15 protein-coding genes are annotated in these 20,768 nt (G+C 34.0%); 4 read left to right on the top strand and 11 right to left on the bottom strand.

What is annotated here, in order from left to right:
- Window positions 1–27: 27 nt before the first annotated feature.
- From BMY18_RS03715 to BMY18_RS03675, 9 genes are all read right to left on the bottom strand, one after another.
- Window positions 28–1,020 carry a peptidylprolyl isomerase gene (locus BMY18_RS03715; protein ID WP_092450693.1) on the bottom strand — a complete coding sequence of 331 codons (993 nt, stop codon included), beginning with the start codon at window positions 1,018–1,020 and terminating at the stop codon, window positions 28–30.
- Window positions 1,021–1,123: 103 nt separating this feature from the next.
- Window positions 1,124–1,789 carry a potassium channel family protein gene (locus tag BMY18_RS03710; RefSeq protein WP_092450691.1) on the bottom strand — a complete coding sequence of 222 codons (666 nt, stop codon included), beginning with the start codon at window positions 1,787–1,789 and terminating at the stop codon, window positions 1,124–1,126.
- 43 nt (window positions 1,790–1,832) lie between these two features.
- Entirely contained in the window at window positions 1,833–3,206 is a 1,374-nt protein-coding gene (locus tag BMY18_RS03705) for a TrkH family potassium uptake protein (RefSeq protein ID WP_092450689.1), read from the bottom strand.
- Window positions 3,207–3,364: 158 nt separating this feature from the next.
- A complete protein-coding gene (locus tag BMY18_RS03700) occupies window positions 3,365–5,215 on the bottom strand; it encodes an APC family permease (RefSeq protein ID WP_092450687.1) in 1,851 nt (616 codons plus the stop codon).
- Between the two features lie 195 nt (window positions 5,216–5,410).
- The gene (locus BMY18_RS03695; RefSeq protein WP_242940957.1) at window positions 5,411–6,643 is read right to left on the bottom strand and encodes a phenylacetate--CoA ligase family protein; all 1,233 of its coding nucleotides are present in this window, start codon (window positions 6,641–6,643) and stop codon (window positions 5,411–5,413) included.
- On the bottom strand, window positions 6,618–7,238 hold the full coding sequence (locus BMY18_RS03690) for an indolepyruvate oxidoreductase subunit beta (RefSeq protein ID WP_170841290.1): 621 nt from the start codon (window positions 7,236–7,238) through the stop codon (window positions 6,618–6,620). The genes BMY18_RS03695 and BMY18_RS03690 overlap by 26 nt, the downstream gene beginning before the upstream one ends.
- Before the next feature lie 25 nt (window positions 7,239–7,263).
- Window positions 7,264–9,066 carry an indolepyruvate ferredoxin oxidoreductase subunit alpha gene (gene iorA / locus BMY18_RS03685; protein ID WP_092450683.1) on the bottom strand — a complete coding sequence of 601 codons (1,803 nt, stop codon included), beginning with the start codon at window positions 9,064–9,066 and terminating at the stop codon, window positions 7,264–7,266.
- Window positions 9,067–9,473: 407 nt separating this feature from the next.
- On the bottom strand, window positions 9,474–11,558 hold the full coding sequence (locus tag BMY18_RS03680; protein WP_092450681.1) for a methyl-accepting chemotaxis protein: 2,085 nt from the start codon (window positions 11,556–11,558) through the stop codon (window positions 9,474–9,476).
- 331 nt (window positions 11,559–11,889) lie between these two features.
- Window positions 11,890–13,026, bottom strand: coding sequence for an ice-binding family protein (locus BMY18_RS03675; RefSeq protein WP_092450679.1), 1,137 nt, complete (start codon window positions 13,024–13,026; stop codon window positions 11,890–11,892).
- Between the two features lie 504 nt (window positions 13,027–13,530).
- Between BMY18_RS03675 and BMY18_RS03670 the strand changes: the two genes are divergently transcribed.
- Window positions 13,531–15,639, top strand: coding sequence for a sodium-translocating pyrophosphatase (locus BMY18_RS03670; protein WP_242940954.1), 2,109 nt, complete (start codon window positions 13,531–13,533; stop codon window positions 15,637–15,639).
- Between the two features lie 138 nt (window positions 15,640–15,777).
- Here BMY18_RS03670 and BMY18_RS03665 read toward each other — a convergent pair whose 3' ends face one another.
- Entirely contained in the window at window positions 15,778–17,139 is a 1,362-nt protein-coding gene (locus BMY18_RS03665; RefSeq protein ID WP_170841283.1) for an O-antigen ligase family protein, read from the bottom strand.
- 351 nt (window positions 17,140–17,490) lie between these two features.
- Here BMY18_RS03665 and BMY18_RS03660 point away from each other — a divergent pair, with 351 nt between their 5' ends.
- The 3 genes from BMY18_RS03660 (at window position 17,491) to BMY18_RS03650 (ending at window position 19,670) form a co-directional block, all read left to right on the top strand.
- Window positions 17,491–17,676 (top strand): ferredoxin, encoded by a 186-nt coding sequence (locus tag BMY18_RS03660; RefSeq protein ID WP_092450673.1) that lies wholly within the window; start codon window positions 17,491–17,493, stop codon window positions 17,674–17,676.
- Between the two features lie 228 nt (window positions 17,677–17,904).
- The gene (locus BMY18_RS03655) at window positions 17,905–18,729 is read left to right on the top strand and encodes an AraC family transcriptional regulator (protein ID WP_330385926.1); all 825 of its coding nucleotides are present in this window, start codon (window positions 17,905–17,907) and stop codon (window positions 18,727–18,729) included.
- A gap of 11 nt (window positions 18,730–18,740) precedes the next feature.
- The gene (locus BMY18_RS03650) at window positions 18,741–19,670 is read left to right on the top strand and encodes a DMT family transporter (protein WP_092450669.1); all 930 of its coding nucleotides are present in this window, start codon (window positions 18,741–18,743) and stop codon (window positions 19,668–19,670) included.
- Between the two features lie 8 nt (window positions 19,671–19,678).
- Here the strand turns inward: BMY18_RS03650 and BMY18_RS03645 are convergent, their stop codons facing one another.
- Window positions 19,679–20,698, bottom strand: a complete 1,020-nt coding sequence (locus BMY18_RS03645) for a lysylphosphatidylglycerol synthase transmembrane domain-containing protein (protein WP_092450667.1) — start codon at window positions 20,696–20,698, stop codon at window positions 19,679–19,681.
- Window positions 20,699–20,768 lie beyond the last annotated feature (70 nt).

Genomic DNA, 20,768 nt, shown 5'->3' with positions numbered 1-20,768 from the left:
GCTATGTAATTACTGATTATATATTAACTATTTAAAGTAACTATCAAAAATATTTTCAAAATTAGCTGTAGATTTGATAGATTCTGATAATTTATATTTTGCCCAAATATTTTCATTAAACTCAACATATAAAGAAGCTTCATAACTTTCAAATATATCATTAAATGCATTGAGTTTTTTTTCTGACATAATAGAATTCTTGTTAGATTCAGTTTTTGTCTTATTATTATCACTGATACATTTTATGATATAATACTTCTCACCGCATTGAATTATATCACTTGTTTCGCCCGTTTTAAGATTAAATGCCTTATCTTCAAATACAGTATCCATCTCTCCACGTTTTAGTTCGTATTCATATTGGCCATCACTATTCGTTTCACGCGCAACATAGAAGAAACTATCACCCGCAGTAATTCTAGCTTTGGCAATATCAATATTTGTTGATGAATCAGCACAAATATATTGGACTGTGATTACTCTAGCCTGATCTGCACTTACTTCCACTGCTACTTGGCTTGTCATATCATTAAATAATCTCTGCGCTATAGCAAATTCAGTAAACATATGTGAAATATCACTTTCATTGATTGCGAATGAGCTTATCTCATCGCTAGTCAATGCTGCCATATATTCCTTAGTCGCTTTCTCTACATTATCGGTTTCGGTTCTGTCGAGTACAACTCCTCGCTCCTTTGCAAGAACGTTCATACATTTGATTCTAATCAACTTAGATCTAATCTGATTTTTTGCATAATCTTCAAATGATATACCATCAATATTCTGATTCCATACATCTTCTCCAAAGAAATTCTCATATTGATTCTTTGCATCAGAAATAAGTACATCAGCCTCAACCTTCGTTGCTGTTTGATCTGCAACTTTAAAAATAGTATTATCATCCAACCCGGTTGTAAAATATACCAAACTACCATTATAAAATTTCATATATGCCAACACCGCTAAACTTATTATGACCAATAATGCAAAAATTCCGAGTTGTAATTTTCTATGTTTCACTTAATGTACTCCTTAAGATAATATTGTGCTAAGCAAATATTATACCATATCAGTAAAAATATTACCAACTACAATTTATGGTTAAGCTCTTATATTTATTTCATTATCCTTGAATTTTTATGTTTGCGAGTTTATTTAAAACTTCGTTATTCCCTATGATTACAAGAACATCTCCCTTTTCGATGGCATCGTCTGCCGCTGGATTAATGTTAAGATTTTCCTTTTTCCTTATGCCTATAACATTAACTTTAAGGCTTGTTCTTAATTTCAAGTCTCTAAGACTTTTACCAACCCATGAATCTAAAGCTTCTATATCCATCATACTAAATGTTGGTGATAATTCTATCGCATCAAAGAAATTGTCTCTCAAAAGATTGTTTGCAATTCTAATTCCAGTTTCTTTTTCTGGGAAAACAACCATATCTGCTCCAACCTTTTTTAATATTCTCGCATGTAATTCACTTTGTGCTTTTGCTAGGACATATGGTATTCCTAATTCTTTTACTAAAATAGTTGCCATAACACTGGCTTCCAGATCTTCTCCCATACCAATAATCGCGCCATCAAAGTTACTGATCCCTAATGTTTTTAAAGTATCTGCATCCGTCGCATCCGCTTTTACAGCATAGGTAACTTTATCTGCAATTTCATTAATTAAATTTTCATCATTATCTACTGCTAATACTTCACAACCGCTTTCTGCTAAAGTAGTTGCTACACTCTTTCCAAATCTTCCAAGGCCCAAAATTACGAATTCTTTTTTTACCATTTTATCTCCTTCTGCCTAAGCAGTCTATTAACTATATTTTTTCTTAGCCAATCAATAGTTGTTCTTCAGGTAACGAACGTTCCTTACCTCTTGTTCTTTTTGCATTAAACATCAACGCTAAGGTAATTGGCCCGATTCGGCCTAAATACATTGTCGAAATAATAATCAACTTACCAATGACTGATAAGTTTGGGGTCAACCCCCTAGTTAGGCCAACTGTACCAATTGCAGAACTTGTTTCATAAAGTATATCAATTAAATTTACATTTTCAACTATTGATAGCGTCATTGTTGATAGGAATAATATAAATGTGCTAAAACATGTTATTGCTAATGCTTTTTTATAAATATCTGAAGTTATTTTTCTATTAAATATTTCAACATCATTCTTACCTTTTATAACTGCAACTGTTGTGAAAATAAGGACAACTAATGTTACTGTTTTAATACCACCTGCCGTACCAGAGGGTGAACCACCGATAAACATTAATAAAATGCATAATAATGCAGATGGGTCTCGTAAATCTTGTTGAGATATTGTATTAAATCCTGCTGTTCTAGTCGTAATCGACTGGAAAAATGATGCCATAACTTTTTGTCCCAATGGTAGGTCACCAATTGTTTTTGAATTATGAAACTCCAATAGAAATAATATAATTGCACCACCTATTATTAATACAAAGGTCATAGAAATTGCAATTTTTGAATGTAATTGCAGTTTTTGAAACATATGCTTGATATTCAGTTTTTCTATTGTATGCGTTTTAATTACTCTTAATATGTCCCACCATACTGGGAATCCTATACCACCTACAACAATTAAGGTCATAGTCGTTAAATTAATAATTACATTTCCAACATATGGTGTAAAACTACTTGGTCCAATCAAATCAATTCCTGCATTACAAAAGGCCGATACTGAATGAAAGACGGACTTCCATATGCCGGGTAACAATCCAAACTCTGGTACAAATTGAAATGCAAAAAACACTGCACCAATTCCTTCTACTAATAATGTCCCTTTGATTATCTTGATTGTCAGTTTAACTAACCCCCCCAGCGTACTGAGGTTGTAAGCATCTTGAATCAATATTCTTTCCTTCAATGTAATCCTTTTATGTAATACTAGTAAAAGTGAAGTCGTAAATGTTATGACTCCCAATCCACCAAATTGTATTAATGCTAAAATGACAATCTGACCAAACAGATTCCAATGCTCAATTGTAGTTACAGTCATAAGACCCGTAACACAAATAGCAGAAGTTGAAGTAAATAGTGCATCAACATAAGGTGTGGCATTTCCATTTCTTGATGCAATGGGTAGCATTAGCAAAAAAGATCCGACTAATATTGCCGCTAAAAATCCATAAGCAATCATCTGCGTTGTTGTAAACTGCTTTTTTATCCTGAGAAACATTTAAAGACCTCTTTTTTTCTTATCATATGAAGCTGTAAATTCCATTATATATATTTTGAAGCATATTGCAATATGTTTTTTAATTAAACAAAGAGCTACCGTCAACATATTGCTGACCATAGCTCTTTTACAACTCTGATTATATGAAATAATTAATATTATCTATTCAAAAAACTTTTATTTAAATTATAGTGAAAAGGAAGTATTACAGTAGAAATATTTTTGTGTTTACTCAAATTATGACTAATAAAGTATGTTGTTTGGTTGTGTAAAATAGCATCATACCAGTGATTCGAAACAAATTTAATTGTAATAACCGAAATGTTTTCTCCATGTTTTAACGCTTTTTCTCTTGCCCACAAATAATCATCCATTGGTTTGATAATATCTCGATATGGTGTTTCAATTATTTCCAATTTCACTGGAACTTTAAGATCATCCCATTGTTTTTGCAAAGCTTTTGCATGTTCTGGATGTCTACAAATGTGCAATGCTGTAATATTATTTGAAATCGAATTAGCATAATTGATTGCTTTTAAAAATGGTTTGTTAATATCATGAACTAGCATTATACATTGTGTTGAAGAAACATCATTATATGGATTAAACTCATCCAAACTAAGCTGTGTGCCTACATAGCTATAATGTTTATGTGTTACAGACATTAAAACCATGATCAATGGAACTGCTAATGCAAGTATCCAAGCGCCATCTATAAACTTTGTTGAAAATACTATAATAGATACTACAAATGTTACCATTGCACCAAAACCATTAATCCAACATTTGTATTGCCAGTTTTTCTCCTTTAACGTTCGCCATTTTAAAAACATACCAAACTGAGCGATTGTAAAGGAAACAAAAACACCAACAGAATACAGTGGAATCAGTTTATGAACTTCACTTTTAAAGCCAATAATCAACATTGATGCTGCTATAAAAATGAAAACAATACCGTTCGAAAAGCTGAGTTTTGTTCCTCTAGATGAAAACTGTCTAGGAACATAGCCATCATGTGCAAGTATATACATCAACTGTGGCAATCCATTATATGCTGTATTAGCAGCAAGAATCAATATAAGAGCCGTGAAAACTTGAATAATATAAAACATAATTGAATTTCCAAAAACTGCTGATGAAATCTGTGATAATACAGTATGTCCAGCTAATGGAATAACTTGAAGTTTAATTGCAAGCAATGACGTACCACCGAAGATGAAAACAATAATTCCACCCAACATAAACAAAATATGTTTTGCATTACGAGTTGCCGGAGTACGAAAACTTGGAACTGAATTACTAACTGCCTCAACACCTGACATTGCTGAACAGCCTGATGAAAACGCTTTCAACATAACAAGCATACCAATTCCTTGTATGGTCTCTTGTGGCAAGATTGTACCTGAATACTCAATTGGATTTAATGTTCCTGTCATCACTTTAAATAATCCAACAATAATAAGTATCGCCATTGATACAATAAATATGTAAGTTGGCAAACCAAATATTTTAGACGCTTCTCTAATCCCTCTAAGATTAATTAATGTAATGATAAAAACACATATTAAAGAAATAATTATTTTATATGCATGAAAAGTTGGAAAAGCTGAGACAAGTGCAGCTGTGGATGAAGATATACTAACTGCAACAGTCATAATATAGTCAATAATAAGTGCCGATGCTGATAATAATGCTGCTTTGTTCCCAATGTTTTCTTTTGCAACAGCATATGCTCCACCACCATTTGGATAATGATCAATAATTTGTGAGTATGAAATCACTAAAATGATCAGTAAAACCAAAATCGGAATAACTACATATGGAACTGCACCAAAAGTCATAATTCCCATTACAGGAATCAAGACCAATAAAATTTCTTCAATAGCATATGCAACTGACGAAACAGCATCACTTGCCAAAATAGGTAATCCCCAAAGTCTGGATAATTTTTCACCAGCAATCTCATTGCTTTTTAGGGGTTTACCCAATATAACGTTCTTAATATTCACTTCTTATTCCTCCAAAAATATGTTGTTTATTTGCATTTTGTAATAGCTTAGTATATTTACATTTACATATAATGTCAAGAATTAATAATAATTGTTTATAATATTTTTTATATAAATATATTCATGCTTATTATAAGCCAAAATCCTTGTGATTATTAACAAAAAAAGTGAAGATGTTTAATAATCTAATATAGCCTAGTATCTATTATCAAAAATTCTTGATGTCTTTTTCTCACTTCTTGGAAGCTCTCCAATTGAAACGGCTTTGGCAACCAGCATGATTCCAATTTTATTTTTAAAATGATGTTTCACATTATCCTCAACCGCTTCTTTATCAGCATTGGGTTCAATTTCAAAAAACAGAGTCATAATATCTTTACCATTTAAATGGTCAATCATAACCTGATATTCACTGCTTGCGTCTTCAACCTCTTTTAGTCCTTCATCAATTTGTGCTGGGAAAATATTAATTCCTTTTACTTTAATCATATCGTCTGTACGTCCTAAAATAATATCGATTCTTGGGTATTTTCTGCCACAAGCACACTCACCTGAAATAAATCTTGTTAAATCATGCGTACGATAACGAATAAGTGGAGCGCCTTCTTTTTTCAACGTCGTAATAACCAGCTCACCAATTTCACCACATGGAACTTGTTTACCTGTCTTTGGATCAATTATTTCAAAATAAAAATAGTCATCCCAATAATGCATTCCCGATTCCTTATCGCAACTGATTCCAATACCTGGTCCATATATTTCAGTAAGTCCATAAATATCATATAACTCAACGCCAAGTTCATTTGCGATACGTTTACGCATTTTTTCTCCCCAGCGCTCTGATCCTATAACTCCTTTTTTAAGATGAATTTTATCTTTTACGCCACGTTTTGTTATTTCTTCTGCCAAGAGAAGTGCATACGAAGATGTTGCACATAAAACAGTGCTTTTCATATCAATCATCATCTTAATCTGCTTATCTGTATTGCCCGGTCCCATAGGAATTGCCATAGCTCCTAATAACTCAGCACCTGCCTGAAAGCCGATTCCTGCTGTCCAAAGACCATATCCTGGCGTAATATGTATACGATCAATATCCGTAATTCCTGCTACCTCGTAGCAACGTTTAAACATTAGCGCCCAATCTGAAACATCCTTTTTTGTATATGGAATAATTACTGGTGTGCCTGTAGTTCCTGATGAAGAATGAATACGTACTATTTCTTTATCAGGAACCGCCTGTAGACCTAGTGGATAGGCATCTCTTAAATCGCCTTTGTCTGTAAATGGGAGATTTTCGAAGTCCTCCTGATTATTTATAGCATTTAAATCTATTCCTTTGTATTTCACCTTATAAAACTCGCTTGTCGCCATCGTTTTCGTAATCACTTCTTTAATTTCCTTAAATTGAGTTTGATTCATGATTATCTCCTCTCTGCATCAAAAAAGTTTCCGCACCAAAATGCAGTGCCTTTATATTCATATCAATAAATTTTTCACGTACTTTTTCATGAATTGATTTTTCCATTTCTTCCATAGAAAACCCAAGAACTCCACAAGCTGCAGTTACTCCTAAAAGCGCAGTATTTAAGACTTTGATAGAACCGCATTCTGCAAATACAGTCTCTGCATCTAAAATAAACAAATGTGTAACATTGTCTTTTAGAAATTTTATCATATCAGCACCATTGTAATTAAAATCAGAAAGTGAATCAGTTACTGGTTTTATTGGATAATTTGCCACAATTACTGTACCATCTTCTTTTAAATAAGGTAAATAACGTACTGCTTCAGCTGGTTCAAAGCCAATAATTACATCCGCTGAATTAATGTTTATCAAAGGTGAATAAATTTCATCACCGATACGAATATGGCTGACAACTCCACCACCTCTTTGTGACATCCCTATTGTTTCTGATGTACGAACCTTCATTCCTTTATTCATAGCTGATTGGGCGATTAACTTTGATGCCAATACAGTTCCTTGTCCACCAACACCTGTAACGATACAATTTATCATTATTTCTCCCTTATGTATTTCACTCTCTTTATTTTCTTTCAACATCTGTTCCTCCAATTGCATGAAATGGACAAATATTTTCACATAGCGTGCAACCATAGCATAGTGCTTGATCTATTTTGACTTTGTCTCCATCTTTTATTATAGCTGGACAACCTAATTCTTTTATGCACTTTTTACATCCGGTACATTTCTTGTTATCTACTGAATATAATGGTGACGGAGGCGCCACGGCTATACAGGGAGCTTTAAATACAATGGCTGAAATACCCTTAAACTCGGCAGCTACTTTCACCTCTTTCATTGCATTTTCTAAATCAAATGGATTAATTGTTACTACATGTTTTACTCCGATTGCTTTTAACACATTACTAATATCGATTTTTTCAGTGACATTTCCCATCATTGTTCTACCAGTTCCAGGATGTGGCTGATTACCAGTCATGGCCGTTGTTGAGTTATCTAAAACGATAAGTACAATATCTGTTTCATTATATACTGCATTAATCACACCTGGAATTCCCGTATGAAAAAATGTAGAATCCCCCACAAATGCAAAATTTATAGTATCTGGTTCCACTCGGTGTAACCCTTGTGCAATTGTGATTCCTGCACCCATACAAAGGCAAGTATCAACCATTTCAAGCGGCTTCGCATTTCCTAAGGTATAACAACCGATATCACCAGAAAACGCTGCTTTTTTACCTTTCATTGCCTTTTTTACTGCATAAAAGGATGCTCTATGAGGGCAGCCTGCACATAAAACTGGTGGTCTTACAGGAAGTGATGGTAAATCCATTACCGCCTTTGGTTTAGGAGCAGGTATCTCAAGGAATTTTGAAATAGCCTGAGTAACTGATTCCACCGTATTTTCTCCTGCATTTTGTACATGCTTTGTGAGTTTTCCCATTATTTTCACCTTGAGATTGTACTTTCCGCAAAGATATATAAGTTCTTTTTCAATTACAGGATCTAGTTCTTCTATTACAAGAACTTCTTCAAGTCCCTCTAAAAATTCTAATGCAAGCTCTTCTGGAAATGGATGTGGTGTGGCAACTTTAAAAAGTTTACAGTCACCCTTGATTGTAGATAACGCTTCACGCGTATATGCGTAACTAATACCGCCTGTTGCAACACCCTTTTTACCAGTTCCTATTACTAAATTAAATATGTATGATGAAAAATCTTTGCTTAAAATTGGTTGTCTTTCTTCTAATTTAATATGATTATAATATGAAAGGCGAGGAAAAATAACCCACTTTGAATCTTTTATAAAACCCTCTGGCTTAAATTGATAACAATTTTCATCTATCTGCACTGTGGCATAAGCATGACAAACTCTTGTCGTTGGTCGAAACAATACAGGTGTATTATACTTTTCGGAATATTCAAATGCATCACCTATCATAAGGTATGCTTCTTCCGGTGATGAAGGATCAAATACCGGTAGTTTTGCAAAGATACCAAAATGACGGCTGTCTTGTTCTGTCTGCGACGAAATAGGTCCTGGATCGTCGGCTACAACAATTACCATCCCCCCCTTTACGCCAATATATGCAAGACTCATTAGTGGATCTGAAGCTACATTCATTCCAACTTGTTTCATTGTTACCATTGTTCGCTGTCCAGCATATGCAGCACCAGCCGCAACCTCTAATGCTGATTTTTCATTCACGGACCACTCTACATAAATATTCCCCGGATTTTTCTTTGCAATTGTTTCAAGTATTTCTGTTGATGGCGTTCCAGGATATCCCGTAACCACTCCAACTCCGGCGCGGATTGCACCCATTGCGATCGCCTGATTTCCCATTAATAACTCCATTTTCATATTTCTCCCTTCAAATGTATAAATTACACTTTACTTTCTTATTTTAATTTATTTATCCTTTGACGTAAAAAAAGCCTCTATCCCAATAAAAGGGACAAAAGCTTAAACCTCTGTGATACCAATTAAATTGACAATAACTGTCCACTTTTTCATATATTATATATATAATACCGACGGTAGTATTTGTCAACTAAATTCTCATATATGGTAACGTTACTATGATTTTCACATGTGGAAACGTTATATGATTCATATGTGGAAACGTTACTCTGAAACTATAATTTCTTTCTCTACTTAAAATTAATTTTTTACAACGAAACGGCTTAAACAAATAAAGCACCAGCTAAAAGCTGGAGCTTTATAATTAATTTTGAAAATAGCCTATTTCTTGAACACCCTTCGTATCATTATAACTTGAATTTAGAAATTTCTGTTTTCAAAATATCTGCGCTCTTTTTTGTTTTCATTATTTTTTCCATTACATCATTAGAATGTATATTGGTCTCAGCTATTCTGTTCGCAATATCCGTTGTTCCCCCGGCACTTTCATTTGCGGCCGTTGCCACTCCATCGATTGAACCTGTAATATTTTCTATCGAAGCTAATAACTCTTCTGACGTTGCACTGAATTCTGATATCAGATCATCAATAAACCTAGCGTCCTCATTATATTTATTTACGACTTCCAACATACTCTGATAATCATTATGGACATCTGTTGAAACAAAGTTTAAAAGACTATTTGAACTCTGTGACAAATTTTCCACTGATGATGTTACCATTGTTGTTACATTCTGAATATCTAAAACTGCTTTTTTTGATTGTTCAGCAAGCTGTCTAATTTGATCTGCCACAACTGAGAAGCCTCGACCTGCCTCTCCTGCCCTTGCGGCTTCAATACTGGCATTTAACGCCAACAAATTCGTCTGTGCTGTTATTTTCATTATTACATCAGATAAGACATTTATCTGCCCTACCACTTTGGATTGCTCTATTGCTTTGAACAGCTGCTCTTTTGTATCAACTAATAACGCAGCCGCTCTTTTTTGTGACATTGTTACCGATTCTTTAGTTTTTTCTGCTCTTATACTGATATCTTTTGCAGCTAATGCACCCTTTTGGGAGTTCTCTGCAATAGTTTGCACCGCTTTTTCTATTTCTTGAGAAGTAGCTGCCATTTCCTGTGATGTAGCCGCACTCTCTTCCGTGCTAGCCGCGAGTTCTTCGGTTGTTGCTGACACACTCTCTAAATTGTCATTTAACTGACTCATATTAGTAATTACATTTTCAACTTCATTTTCAATATTTATTGATTCAGTAGATATACTCATTACTAAATTCTTTAATGAATTCTTCATATTCTCAATACCATTTGCAATAATACCAATCTCATCTTTTTGAGATAAATACTTTTTATTAACTTCTATTGAAAAGTCACCTTGTGCAATCTGACTAAGATATTCTGCAGACCTTTTTATCGGATTTGCAATTCTGGTTGCTATAATTGATATTAAAACAGCAGCTACTATAATTGCTATGATTGATACCAAAATGCTAAGATACTGCGTGTTATTAATGAAAGCCATCGCATCTGACTTATTTTCAACAGTAATTACTGCCCAGTTATCAGATGTTCCAGGAATTGATATGCTTTCATAAGCACTTATCACTTCAACTCCTTCATTGTTTTTATAAGTTGCAGATCCTGTTTCACCATTAAGTGCTTTCTGCGTTATTTGATTCAAAGTTTCTGGAACTTCTATTGCAAGATCTTCTGTCTGTTGATTTCCGCTTGCATCTGTTAAAACCTTTCCACTTGCATCTGTCTTTAAAACAGTTTTTTTCATTATTTTATAATTATAAAGTTCTGATATCTGCACTTTATCCGGATGAGCAACAACAACGCCTTCACCATCCACGATAAAAGCATATTTGCTACCTTCACTGTACTTTTCAATTTTCTTCTGAAGCTCATCTAATTTAATATCAGCTCCCATTACACCTACTAGTTTATTATTATCATAAATAGGCATCGCTATTGTTGACACTGGCGTATTACTTGATATTGAATAATATGATTTACTTACAAAAGATGACTTCTCTTGCATAACCTTAATAAACCACCATCTACTTGAACGGTCACCTAATGTTCCACTTGTTCTAGTAGTTTGCATGCCATCAGTTCCTTGTACATAAAGCAAATCAAAATATGGATTTTTATCAATTGCATTTACAATTATCTGCTTTTGTTCTGTTGGTACAAATCCCTTTATATCACTATTTAAAACTATTTGTTCAGTAATTGAATACCCTTTTTCAATAAATGCTGTTACCTGGTCTGAAATAGAACCTGCAAGAACCTTATTGTTTTGGACTAATTCTTTTGCATAATTCTTATTAATATAACTGATGTTTATGATATTAGAGATTAGCAATGGTAACATTACGAGTACTAACGTATAAATAACTAATTTTTTACGTATTGATTTCATAAATATTCCTTTCTTATGTAAGATTATTAATTTCAAATCCTGATTTATAATTTCTTTATTAATACCTCTAATATTTTAATCATTAAATCTGGTCCCTATTCGTATAGTTCTTAAGTACTATATACGTGGGCAATTTGATACGTTTTGTATTTTTTGACACTTTTCACATTATAGACATATCTTAATTAAAAGTCAAACTTAATATAAAAAAGCTTCCTTAGATTTTCATATGTGGTAACGTTACCAACATGTAAACAGGCCCTTAATTCAAATACACCCCGTTTATTAAACGGGGTGTGTAATCGGAATCAATTCCTATTAAATCTCAGAACTAACTATTTTTTCTACGTAAATATAATATTACACCGTTGATTGCTAGAAAAATACCACTAGCTGCTGCTGTCATCCCCATATCAGAATAATCAGCTGAGTAATCTCCAGTTTGAGGACTAGTTCCCTCTTTCACAACTTCTGTCTCAGTCTCTGCTGTTGTCTCAGTTGAAGTCGAAGCTGTGGTTGTAGCTGTAATTGCAGGTGTCGTCACCGCTGTAGTTGCCGCCGTGGTTGGTGCTGTAGTTGCCGCTGTAGTTGCGGCTGTAGTTGGTGCTGTAGTTGCTGCTGTAGTTGCTGCTGTAGTTCCTGCTGTAGTTGCTGCTGTAGTTCCTGCTGTAGTTGCTGCTGTAGTTCCTGCTGTTACAGACGCAGTCTCATTCTCGCCAACAGTAGTACACAAACCATTTGTTATAGTATTGTTATCTAAAGTAACTGATCCATTTCTTGCCAGTAACTGGCCTTGAATTGTAGCTCCAGTCTGCGCTTGTATAGATGTCAGAGCAAATATATGTCCAACAAAATGAGAGCCTGTTCCTAATGTTGCAGAGCTTGTCACTTGCCAAAATATTCGGCAAAACTTAGCCCCATTAACTAGTACAATCTGACTACCTGATGCTGTGACAAGGTCAGAAGATGCTTGGAATATAAATACTGCTTCAGGATCACCTTGTGCATCAAGAATCAACGGACTACTTGCTGTTAAATTAGCAGTAGTAGCATGACCGAAAGCATAGACACCTGTTGTTAATGTTTTTCCACCAAGTTGATTGTCTGTTTCAGTAAATGTTGTTGTTGGTATTCTTCCTGCCGCATCATCATATGCTAGCACTAAGTCTTGCTTTGCTTGTTCTGCTATAGCATCACTTAAATGTACAGCACCGGCGATTGTTACTTTAGTATCTCCCGTAAAAGCAGAACCTGGATAAACTCCTACGTCTCCACCTGCATCGCCATTTATCACACTTGATCCGGTATTTGTGATTGTTTCCCCAGCTAAAATTGCAAAGCTAGCAGTTGATCTTAAATTCACTTTTACCTCGGCTGCATTAGATGATAATGGGATTTTTACTACAAGCAATACTAACATTGAAAGTATTAGCAATAATGCCATCGATTTCTTCTTGGGTATTTTCATATTTTTTATCTCCTCATACTTATAAAACTATTTTTATTTAATTCTTAACTCGTGCTAAATCACAAAATTGATTATTATATTTTATTTCCATATGAATATTAAGCATACTTTTAACGGTAGTAGTCATACACTTTATATAGTATATCATACTTACTTTATATACATTATCATAACACGTTTACAATTGTTTGTACTGGGAATTATTTACAGTTGACTTGATTTTATATATTTGGGCAAAAGATTCATTTCTTATTATTAGTAACTATATGATTCATTGTCAGTTTTGTATATTTTTTTCAATTATTTATGCAATTATATTGTGCGTATTTTATGTTAGTGATATTATAGATAGTATATTTAAAATATAATGCCATAAAATGGAAGTATGAAAAGTTTGCTATCTTTCATACACAAGTTTGTGTCTGCACTGCTTTTTCATGAACTTGATATGCACATTGTCTCGCTACGCGAGCCATTAAAAGCAGTGCGGAAATGAGGAAAATTATGGGTACTAACACTCAATTTTTCCAAATTGCTGCCATTATTATATCATTAGCAGCTTTTGGGGAAGCATTCTGGCTATATAAGTGGGTAAAAGCTCTGCCTGCTTCTAATCCACAAATCGCCAGCATTGGTAAATTAATTAAAAACGGGGCTAACACATTCTTAAAGAAAGAATACGAAACGCTTGCACGATTCTGTGGGGTAGCTGCAATCATTATTTTTGTATTTCTTCCTTCACCTATCTGGATGGGCAATCCGCTAGACAATGTAATTGTTGTAGTCGCTTACCTATGTGGTACGATATTTTCAGCAATTGCAGGTAAAATAGGAATAACAGTTTCAACAATTGCGAATATGAAAGCTGCTGAAGCTTCCACAAAAGGAATTAAGCCATCTTTTATGGCTGGATTTCGTGGTGGAGCCGTAATGGGCATGGCGGTTGTTGGAAGCAGTTTGTTAGGTGTGACTTTAGTTCTCATCTTAACAGACAACACAACTGCTCTTTTAGGATTTAGCTTTGGAGCAAGTTCACTCGCACTTTTTGCAAAAGCTGGTGGTGGTATCTTTACCAAAACAGCTGATATCAGTGCTGATTTAGTAGGGAAAGTTGAACTTGGTATTCCTGAAGATGATCCAAGAAACCCTGCTGTAATTGCAGATAATGTCGGTGATAATGTTGGTGATGTAGCTGGTATGGGTGCCGACTTATTTGATTCTAATGTTGCTTCAATGGCTGCGGCTCTTGTAATTGGCTCAGATATAGATACGATAAATGGTAATACAATTAATTCTTCTATGGTTCTTTGCTATGCAACACTTGGTTTGTTAGCGTCCATTATCGGTGTCGCAACCGCAAGAATAGGAAAAAACGGAAGTCCTACCAGAGCATTAAATAGTAGTACATATATTACAACTGGAGTTTTTGCAGCTTTAACTGGAGCTGCTACATATGCTTTTAATTTTGAATGGCGTATCTGGTTAGCAAGTATTATTGGTTTATTGGTTGGTGTTATTATTGGAATCGCAAGCGATTACTTCACCAACGACACGAAAAAGCCTGTTCATATTGTAGCCACTGCTTCTGAATCTGGACCAGCATTTACAATTTTGTCTGGTATTTCCTATGGTTTCATAAGTGCTTTCCCCGCAATGATAGGCATTGGAGTTTCAGCTCTTGCTGCATACAAAGTATGTGAACCATTAGGTCCTGGCTATGCCATGTTTGGAATCGCAATGGCTGCTGTCGGTATGTTATCCATTGTTGCAATGATTATATCAAATGATGCTTATGGCCCAATTGTTGATAATGGCCGTGGTCTTGTTGAGATGGGCGACTTAGGGGACACAGCACTTGAAATAACAGATTCACTTGACAGCGCTGGCAATACTGTAAAAGCAATAACAAAAGGTTTTGCGATTGGAGCTGCTGGTCTTACAGTAATTGCTTTGCTTGGTACATTTATCAGTGAAGTAAATGTTAAGATTACCGAACTTAATATTGCTACTCCAGACCTTCATATGCCAGCTCTTACCGGATTTGACATTATGGATCCTCTTGTTTTCTTTGGTTTATTAGTGGGCGCTGCAATACCTGCCGTTTTTTCTGCAATGTTAATTCTCGGAGTTCAGCGTAATGCTCAGCGTATGATAAAAGAAATTCACCGTCAGTTCAATGAGATTATCGGCTTAAGAGAAGGGAAAAAGGGAGTTGTTCCTGAATATGATAAATGTATTGAAATTGCAACTACTGGTGCAATCAAAGAGCTTGTTCCAGCCGGATTGTTCGTAATTATAATAACCGTTCTAGTTGGTTTCATTGGAGGCGTTAAAGCCACTGGTGGATTCTTAACAGGTAACATAATTAGTGGATTATTATTTGCACTATTTATGTCCAACTCTGGTGGCCTATGGGATAACACAAAGAAATATGTTGAGTCAGGTCATAATGGCGGTAAAGGTTCTGATACTCATAAAGCAGCCGTTGTTGGAGATACCGTAGGTGATCCATTTAAAGACACTGCAGGACCTTCCATTAATACGCAGATTACTGTTGTTTCACTTGTAGCATCACTATTGTCTACATTCTTCTTAACAATGTCAATATTTTAAGACATATAATCAAACACATCTGGTGAGGGAAATTATATTTTAGTCAAAAAAGAAAGGAGATGAGCTTACCCGGCTCAACTCCTTTCTTTAATTAGACGTATCTAATATATCATGACTTTTTTGTTTTCATCCAACAGCCTAATCTCTGCTTACTAGTCCAAGAAACATATAAAAATAAATGGTTGTATAATACATTGTATTTCCAAAACATGCTGAGATTGCATATGCTAACACACATCCTCCAATTGCTAATGTGATTGGTTTCAATGTTTTTAGATTTTTCATACAAACAATTAATATACTAAATAATGCAAGTAAATATAAAATCATACCAGGAATTCCCCAAAATGCTGCATACTGAATATACTCATTTGCAGGTCTGTCATTTATGAATCCTAATTCGAAATATTTATCAATAAGGCCTTCTGCTCCAAATCCAAATACTGGTCTTTCTGCTATAAAATCAGAAGTTACTTTCCATAAATTCCAACGCCCTGTTCCTGCAGCATCTGCATTAGAATCATCTGTGATAACCTTGCCTACATCTGTAGTTAGTTGTCCAAACTGCGAAGAGATAGAATTTTGTGATAAAGATGACGAGAAACTTATAATCACAAATATCAATAATGGTAGTGCTAATTTAAACACAGCCCAATGATTCATCTTTTCATGATTCATCTTTGCTTTTTTGATAATTAAAGCCGGTATTACACACATCGCAATTGTAGCCGCAAGATAACTGCCAAAGGTATCATTTAAAACCAATGTCCAAACATTAATAATCATCATAAGTGAATGACCTAATAAAGATTTCTTTTTTTCATCAGTAAATATAAGACCGGCACAGCACAAAACGACCATGCACAAATAATAGCCGTAATGATTAAAATAGCAAAATACCGACTCAAAGTTCCCTGTAGCAGTAAATAAAACACAATTTTGCATATTAAAAAACAAAGCTACTGCATTATATCTTTGCAATACAGTTACAGCACATAAAAGTGTTGCACTCACTGCAAATACATTTAATAATATTCTCTTTTTCTTACTGCTTTTTATCAATCCAGCCATTAGAAAGGTGATAATATAATAGACAAAAACAACATAGCCTTCATTTCTATGTAAATTACTGTAAAATGCCAACTGTGGGTCATCTGAAAATGTAGAAGCGATAAAAGCCCAAATCAAAAATCCAGCAAAAAATATAAGCCACTTATGAGTCTTAAATATATTTGTTATATAAGCGAAACCATATTCTATAATCCTCTTTGCAAAGAATAGAACTCCAAAAACAAAACCTATATATATAATTCCTGTTTGAATCCCACAATAAATATATTCTTCGTCCCAATAATTTGTTATGAATATATATATCATTTTAATTGGTAATAATAGAATCAAAGCTGACAGTACGATTAAAATTCCATTTTCAAAAAACACATCCGGAATAGTTTTCAACGTCTTAGTAATAATTCCTGGTTGATTGTTAAATTTTTTCAATTGTATTTCCTCATTTTTAAGTATATTACGAATATATATTATCTTGCTTACAATTAGATACTCTAATATTAAAACCATATAGGTTAATATCACAATTTTTTCTTAATCAACTTAAGAAAGCAATGTATTTTCATCCAATATTTCCCTTTATTATATTATATAATAGCATTTTAGTATATAATATAATTATATTATTATTGAAATATTATCTTCAATTATATTTTCTATCTAAACGAATAAAATTTCTCTATTCCTTTATTTAAAAAAAATGAATTATTTCCTGGTTTTTCTAGATACTAATGTAGTACTGTATCAAAACACATATTACTAAAATTGAAAGGAGACACTATTATGAAAGCATCAATTGAAGATGGATGTATTGCTTGCGGATTATGTCCAGCAACATGTCCAGAAGTATTTCGCATGGGAGAAAATGATTTAGCAGAGGTTTACGTTGACGAAGTGCCTAAGGATGCTGAAGCAACAGCTGTGGAAGCACAAGAAGGTTGTCCTGTATCAGTAATAACAGTTAATTAATCGCAAAAACAAAGCAGTTTAGAACTTTCGAATTCTAAACTGTTTTATTTTTATTTTGTTTCTTCTTCTTTTGAAGAATACATAACATCATTCAAGGATTCCAACTCATATATCGAATCTATATCGCACCAATAAATATCAAGTATCACTCATTTTCTTGTTTAATGTCAATATCATACAAGAGAACTCTGTTAATAAGTGATATACTGATTATCTAAAGGAGGCTATATGATGACGCAAGAAGAACGCATTGCACGCTTTGATAAAGTACTCGGTATTGAAGCATATCGTTTCAAAGGAATTATGCAGAAATTTCCGAACCACTTTCATGAATATTACGTGATAGGTTTTATTGAAAATGGGAGTCGACATTTATCCTGCAAAAATAAAGAGTATATGATAGGCACTGGGGACATTCTTTTGTTTAACCCGATGGACAGTCATACTTGTGAGCAAATTGATGATCAGACTTTGGATTATAGGTGTATCAATATTAAACCAGCCGTTATGCAAAAAATCGCATATGAAATCACAAGTCAAAATGATTTACCGGAATTTATCGAGCCTGTGGTATTTCGCAGTGAGCAGGTTTCTCTGCTTCGTGAGCTTCATCAGATGCTGATGGACGAGCGATCGGATTTTCAAAAAGAAGAAGCCTTTTATTTTTTGATTGAGCAGCTCCTTGCTAATTACACAAAACCAATCCTAGCAAAGTCGTTTGAGGCAAGTGCTGAAATTCAAAAAGCATATAAGTACATGGACGAAAACTTTTCAGAACCAATCAGTCTTGACGATTTAAGCAATATATCTGGATTAAACAAGTACACTCTATTACGGAGTTTTACTCGTCAAAAGGGGCTTACCCCCTATCAGTATTTGGAAACCATCCGTGTCAACCACGCTAAAAAGCAATTAGAGCAAGGTATTACGCTGATTGAATCAGCAGGACAATCAGGTTTCACGGACCAAAGTCATTTCACAAAATTTTTCAAAAACTTTATCGGCTTAACGCCGAAGCAATACCAGAATATATTTACTGACAATGATAAATAATGGAGAAAAACATGAAACAAAACAAAAGCACCGCTGGTCATTTATCAGCACTCATCACCATTCTCATTTGGGGAACGACATTTATATCCACTAAAATTCTGTTGAAGGATTTTTTACCTATTGAGATATTATTTTTTCGATTCATTCTGGGTCTAACGTTGCTTATCATCGTGTACCCAAAGCGTTTGAAAGTAACGGATAAAAAGCAAGAAATCACATTCGCATGTGCCGGACTGACGGGAGTAACGCTTTATTATCTGTTAGAAAATATCGCCTTGACCTATTCAATGGCTTCTAATGTTGGCGTTATCATTTCTATAGCGCCATTCTTCACAGCACTTTTGGCACATTACTTATTGGATGGCGAAAAGCTAAAAGCAAACTTCTTTTTGGGCTTTGGAGCTTCTATGATGGGCATTTGCCTTATTAGCTTTAATGGTAGCACAACATTTCATTTAAATCCAATTGGTGACTTGCTTGCTGTGTTAGCTGCAATCGTATGGGCTTGTTATTCTATTTTGACACGCAAAATCAGCGCCTATGGTTACAATACCATTCAGACCACACGGCGAGTTTTTACTTATGGTATACTCTTTATGATACCAACATTATTCCTCTTTGACTTTAGCATTAGATTGGAACGCTTTCAAAATCCAGTTTATCTATTTAACATTCTTTTTTTAGGATTCGGTGCGTCTGCGCTCTGCTTTGTAACATGGAATTTGGCTGTCAGATTGTTAGGAGCTGTTAGAACTAGCATTTATATCTACTTGGTACCAGTGATTACAGTTGCAACCTCCATCACTATATTACACGAAGAGATTACATGGATAGCTATTTTAGGTGCGGCATTAGCTTTAACAGGATTATTCATTTCGGAAATCAAATTCAGTTTCAAGCAGAAAAGCAATAGCATTTCTTATGCTGAATTTAAAAGGTAACTAATATTCTAAACTTTATTTATATAATGCTCATTTTTATAAATGAAAAGCTTATGCACAATTACAACGATAACTCCAACAAGACCAGGTACAACAAAAGCAAAAAATCTATATAACAAAATCGCAAGAAGCAATTTATCATTCGACGCCATTCCTGCAAACAAGAGCATAAACACAAACTCTAATGTTCCAATTCCAGCTGGTGCAACCATTACGCCAGCTATTGCAACCACAAATGACATAATTGCTAAACAAATAAACAGAGAGCTTCCTGTACTATTAATCAAGAAAATATATGGTATCACATACCAACTTAATAATTTAAAAATATCGTAAAAACAGATCCATGCAATTCTTTTCTTATCTTTTAGTAATTCTATGGAAGAACATCTCATTTCATCCATTTGCTCATTCATTTTTGTTTGAAAATTGTCAAGTTTTCCGTTCCTATTTAATTTTTGGATACCCTTGGCGATTAAATTATGAAACTTTTCGCTTGTGCAAAAAAGCAAAAATAACATACATACGATAAATACTAATATCAAACTATATATAAGGTAGTGAAAATAACCACCATAAATATTACTGATACTACTGTATCCTAGTATGAAAAATATAATACATAGTATTGCTATCATCATCTTGTGTAACATATAATTGATTGCTGATATTCCTGTCCCCTTAGAAATCGAAACATCATTCTTACTTAGATAATAGGTAGTAGCGATAGCTTGCGCACTGCCAAATGATATAACTCTATAAAATGATGTATATAACATACACCACACGCCATCAATGAATCTGAATTTGGGATTGTGTACTTTTACTAAAGATGCAACATTAATCCCATCAATCACTTGATATATCATTGAAGCTAAAAATGCCAATAATAATTGCCATAGCGCTACTTGCTTCATTTGTACAAATGCACTTAGAAATGTTGCTTTATATTTATATATCGCAACAACCAATATTATTATAATAATACCGTTTATTATTGTCTTGCTTCTACTTTTATTTGCTTTCATAATTGTTTTATTATATCCTTTTCTGTCCCTTTTTCTATGCTTTTTCTATCCTATGGGGTATTTGTCATAT

Source organism: [Clostridium] fimetarium (assembly GCF_900111235.1).
GTDB lineage: Bacteria > Bacillota > Clostridia > Lachnospirales > Lachnospiraceae > Clostridium_N > Clostridium_N fimetarium.
Note: the sequence above shows the minus strand (reverse complement) of the source record. Positions and strands in the feature narration are given on the sequence as shown.

Excerpts from the sequence above, each read along its gene's own strand:
- BMY18_RS03710 (WP_092450691.1), bottom strand. The coding sequence starts at position 1,789 with ATGGTAAAAAAAGAATTCGTAATTTTGGGCCTTGGAAGATTTGGAAAG.
- BMY18_RS03705 (WP_092450689.1), bottom strand. The coding sequence starts at position 3,206 with ATGTTTCTCAGGATAAAAAAGCAGTTTACAACAACGCAGATGATTGCT.
- iorA (WP_092450683.1), bottom strand. The coding sequence starts at position 9,066 with ATGAAAATGGAGTTATTAATGGGAAATCAGGCGATCGCAATGGGTGCA.
- BMY18_RS03680 (WP_092450681.1), bottom strand. The coding sequence starts at position 11,558 with ATGAAATCAATACGTAAAAAATTAGTTATTTATACGTTAGTACTCGTA.
- BMY18_RS03675 (WP_092450679.1), bottom strand. The coding sequence starts at position 13,026 with ATGAAAATACCCAAGAAGAAATCGATGGCATTATTGCTAATACTTTCA.
- BMY18_RS03670 (WP_242940954.1), top strand. The coding sequence starts at position 13,531 with ATGGGTACTAACACTCAATTTTTCCAAATTGCTGCCATTATTATATCA.
- BMY18_RS03660 (WP_092450673.1), top strand. The coding sequence starts at position 17,491 with ATGAAAGCATCAATTGAAGATGGATGTATTGCTTGCGGATTATGTCCA.
- BMY18_RS03655 (WP_330385926.1), top strand. The coding sequence starts at position 17,905 with ATGATGACGCAAGAAGAACGCATTGCACGCTTTGATAAAGTACTCGGT.
- BMY18_RS03650 (WP_092450669.1), top strand. The coding sequence starts at position 18,741 with ATGAAACAAAACAAAAGCACCGCTGGTCATTTATCAGCACTCATCACC.
- BMY18_RS03645 (WP_092450667.1), bottom strand. The coding sequence starts at position 20,698 with ATGAAAGCAAATAAAAGTAGAAGCAAGACAATAATAAACGGTATTATT.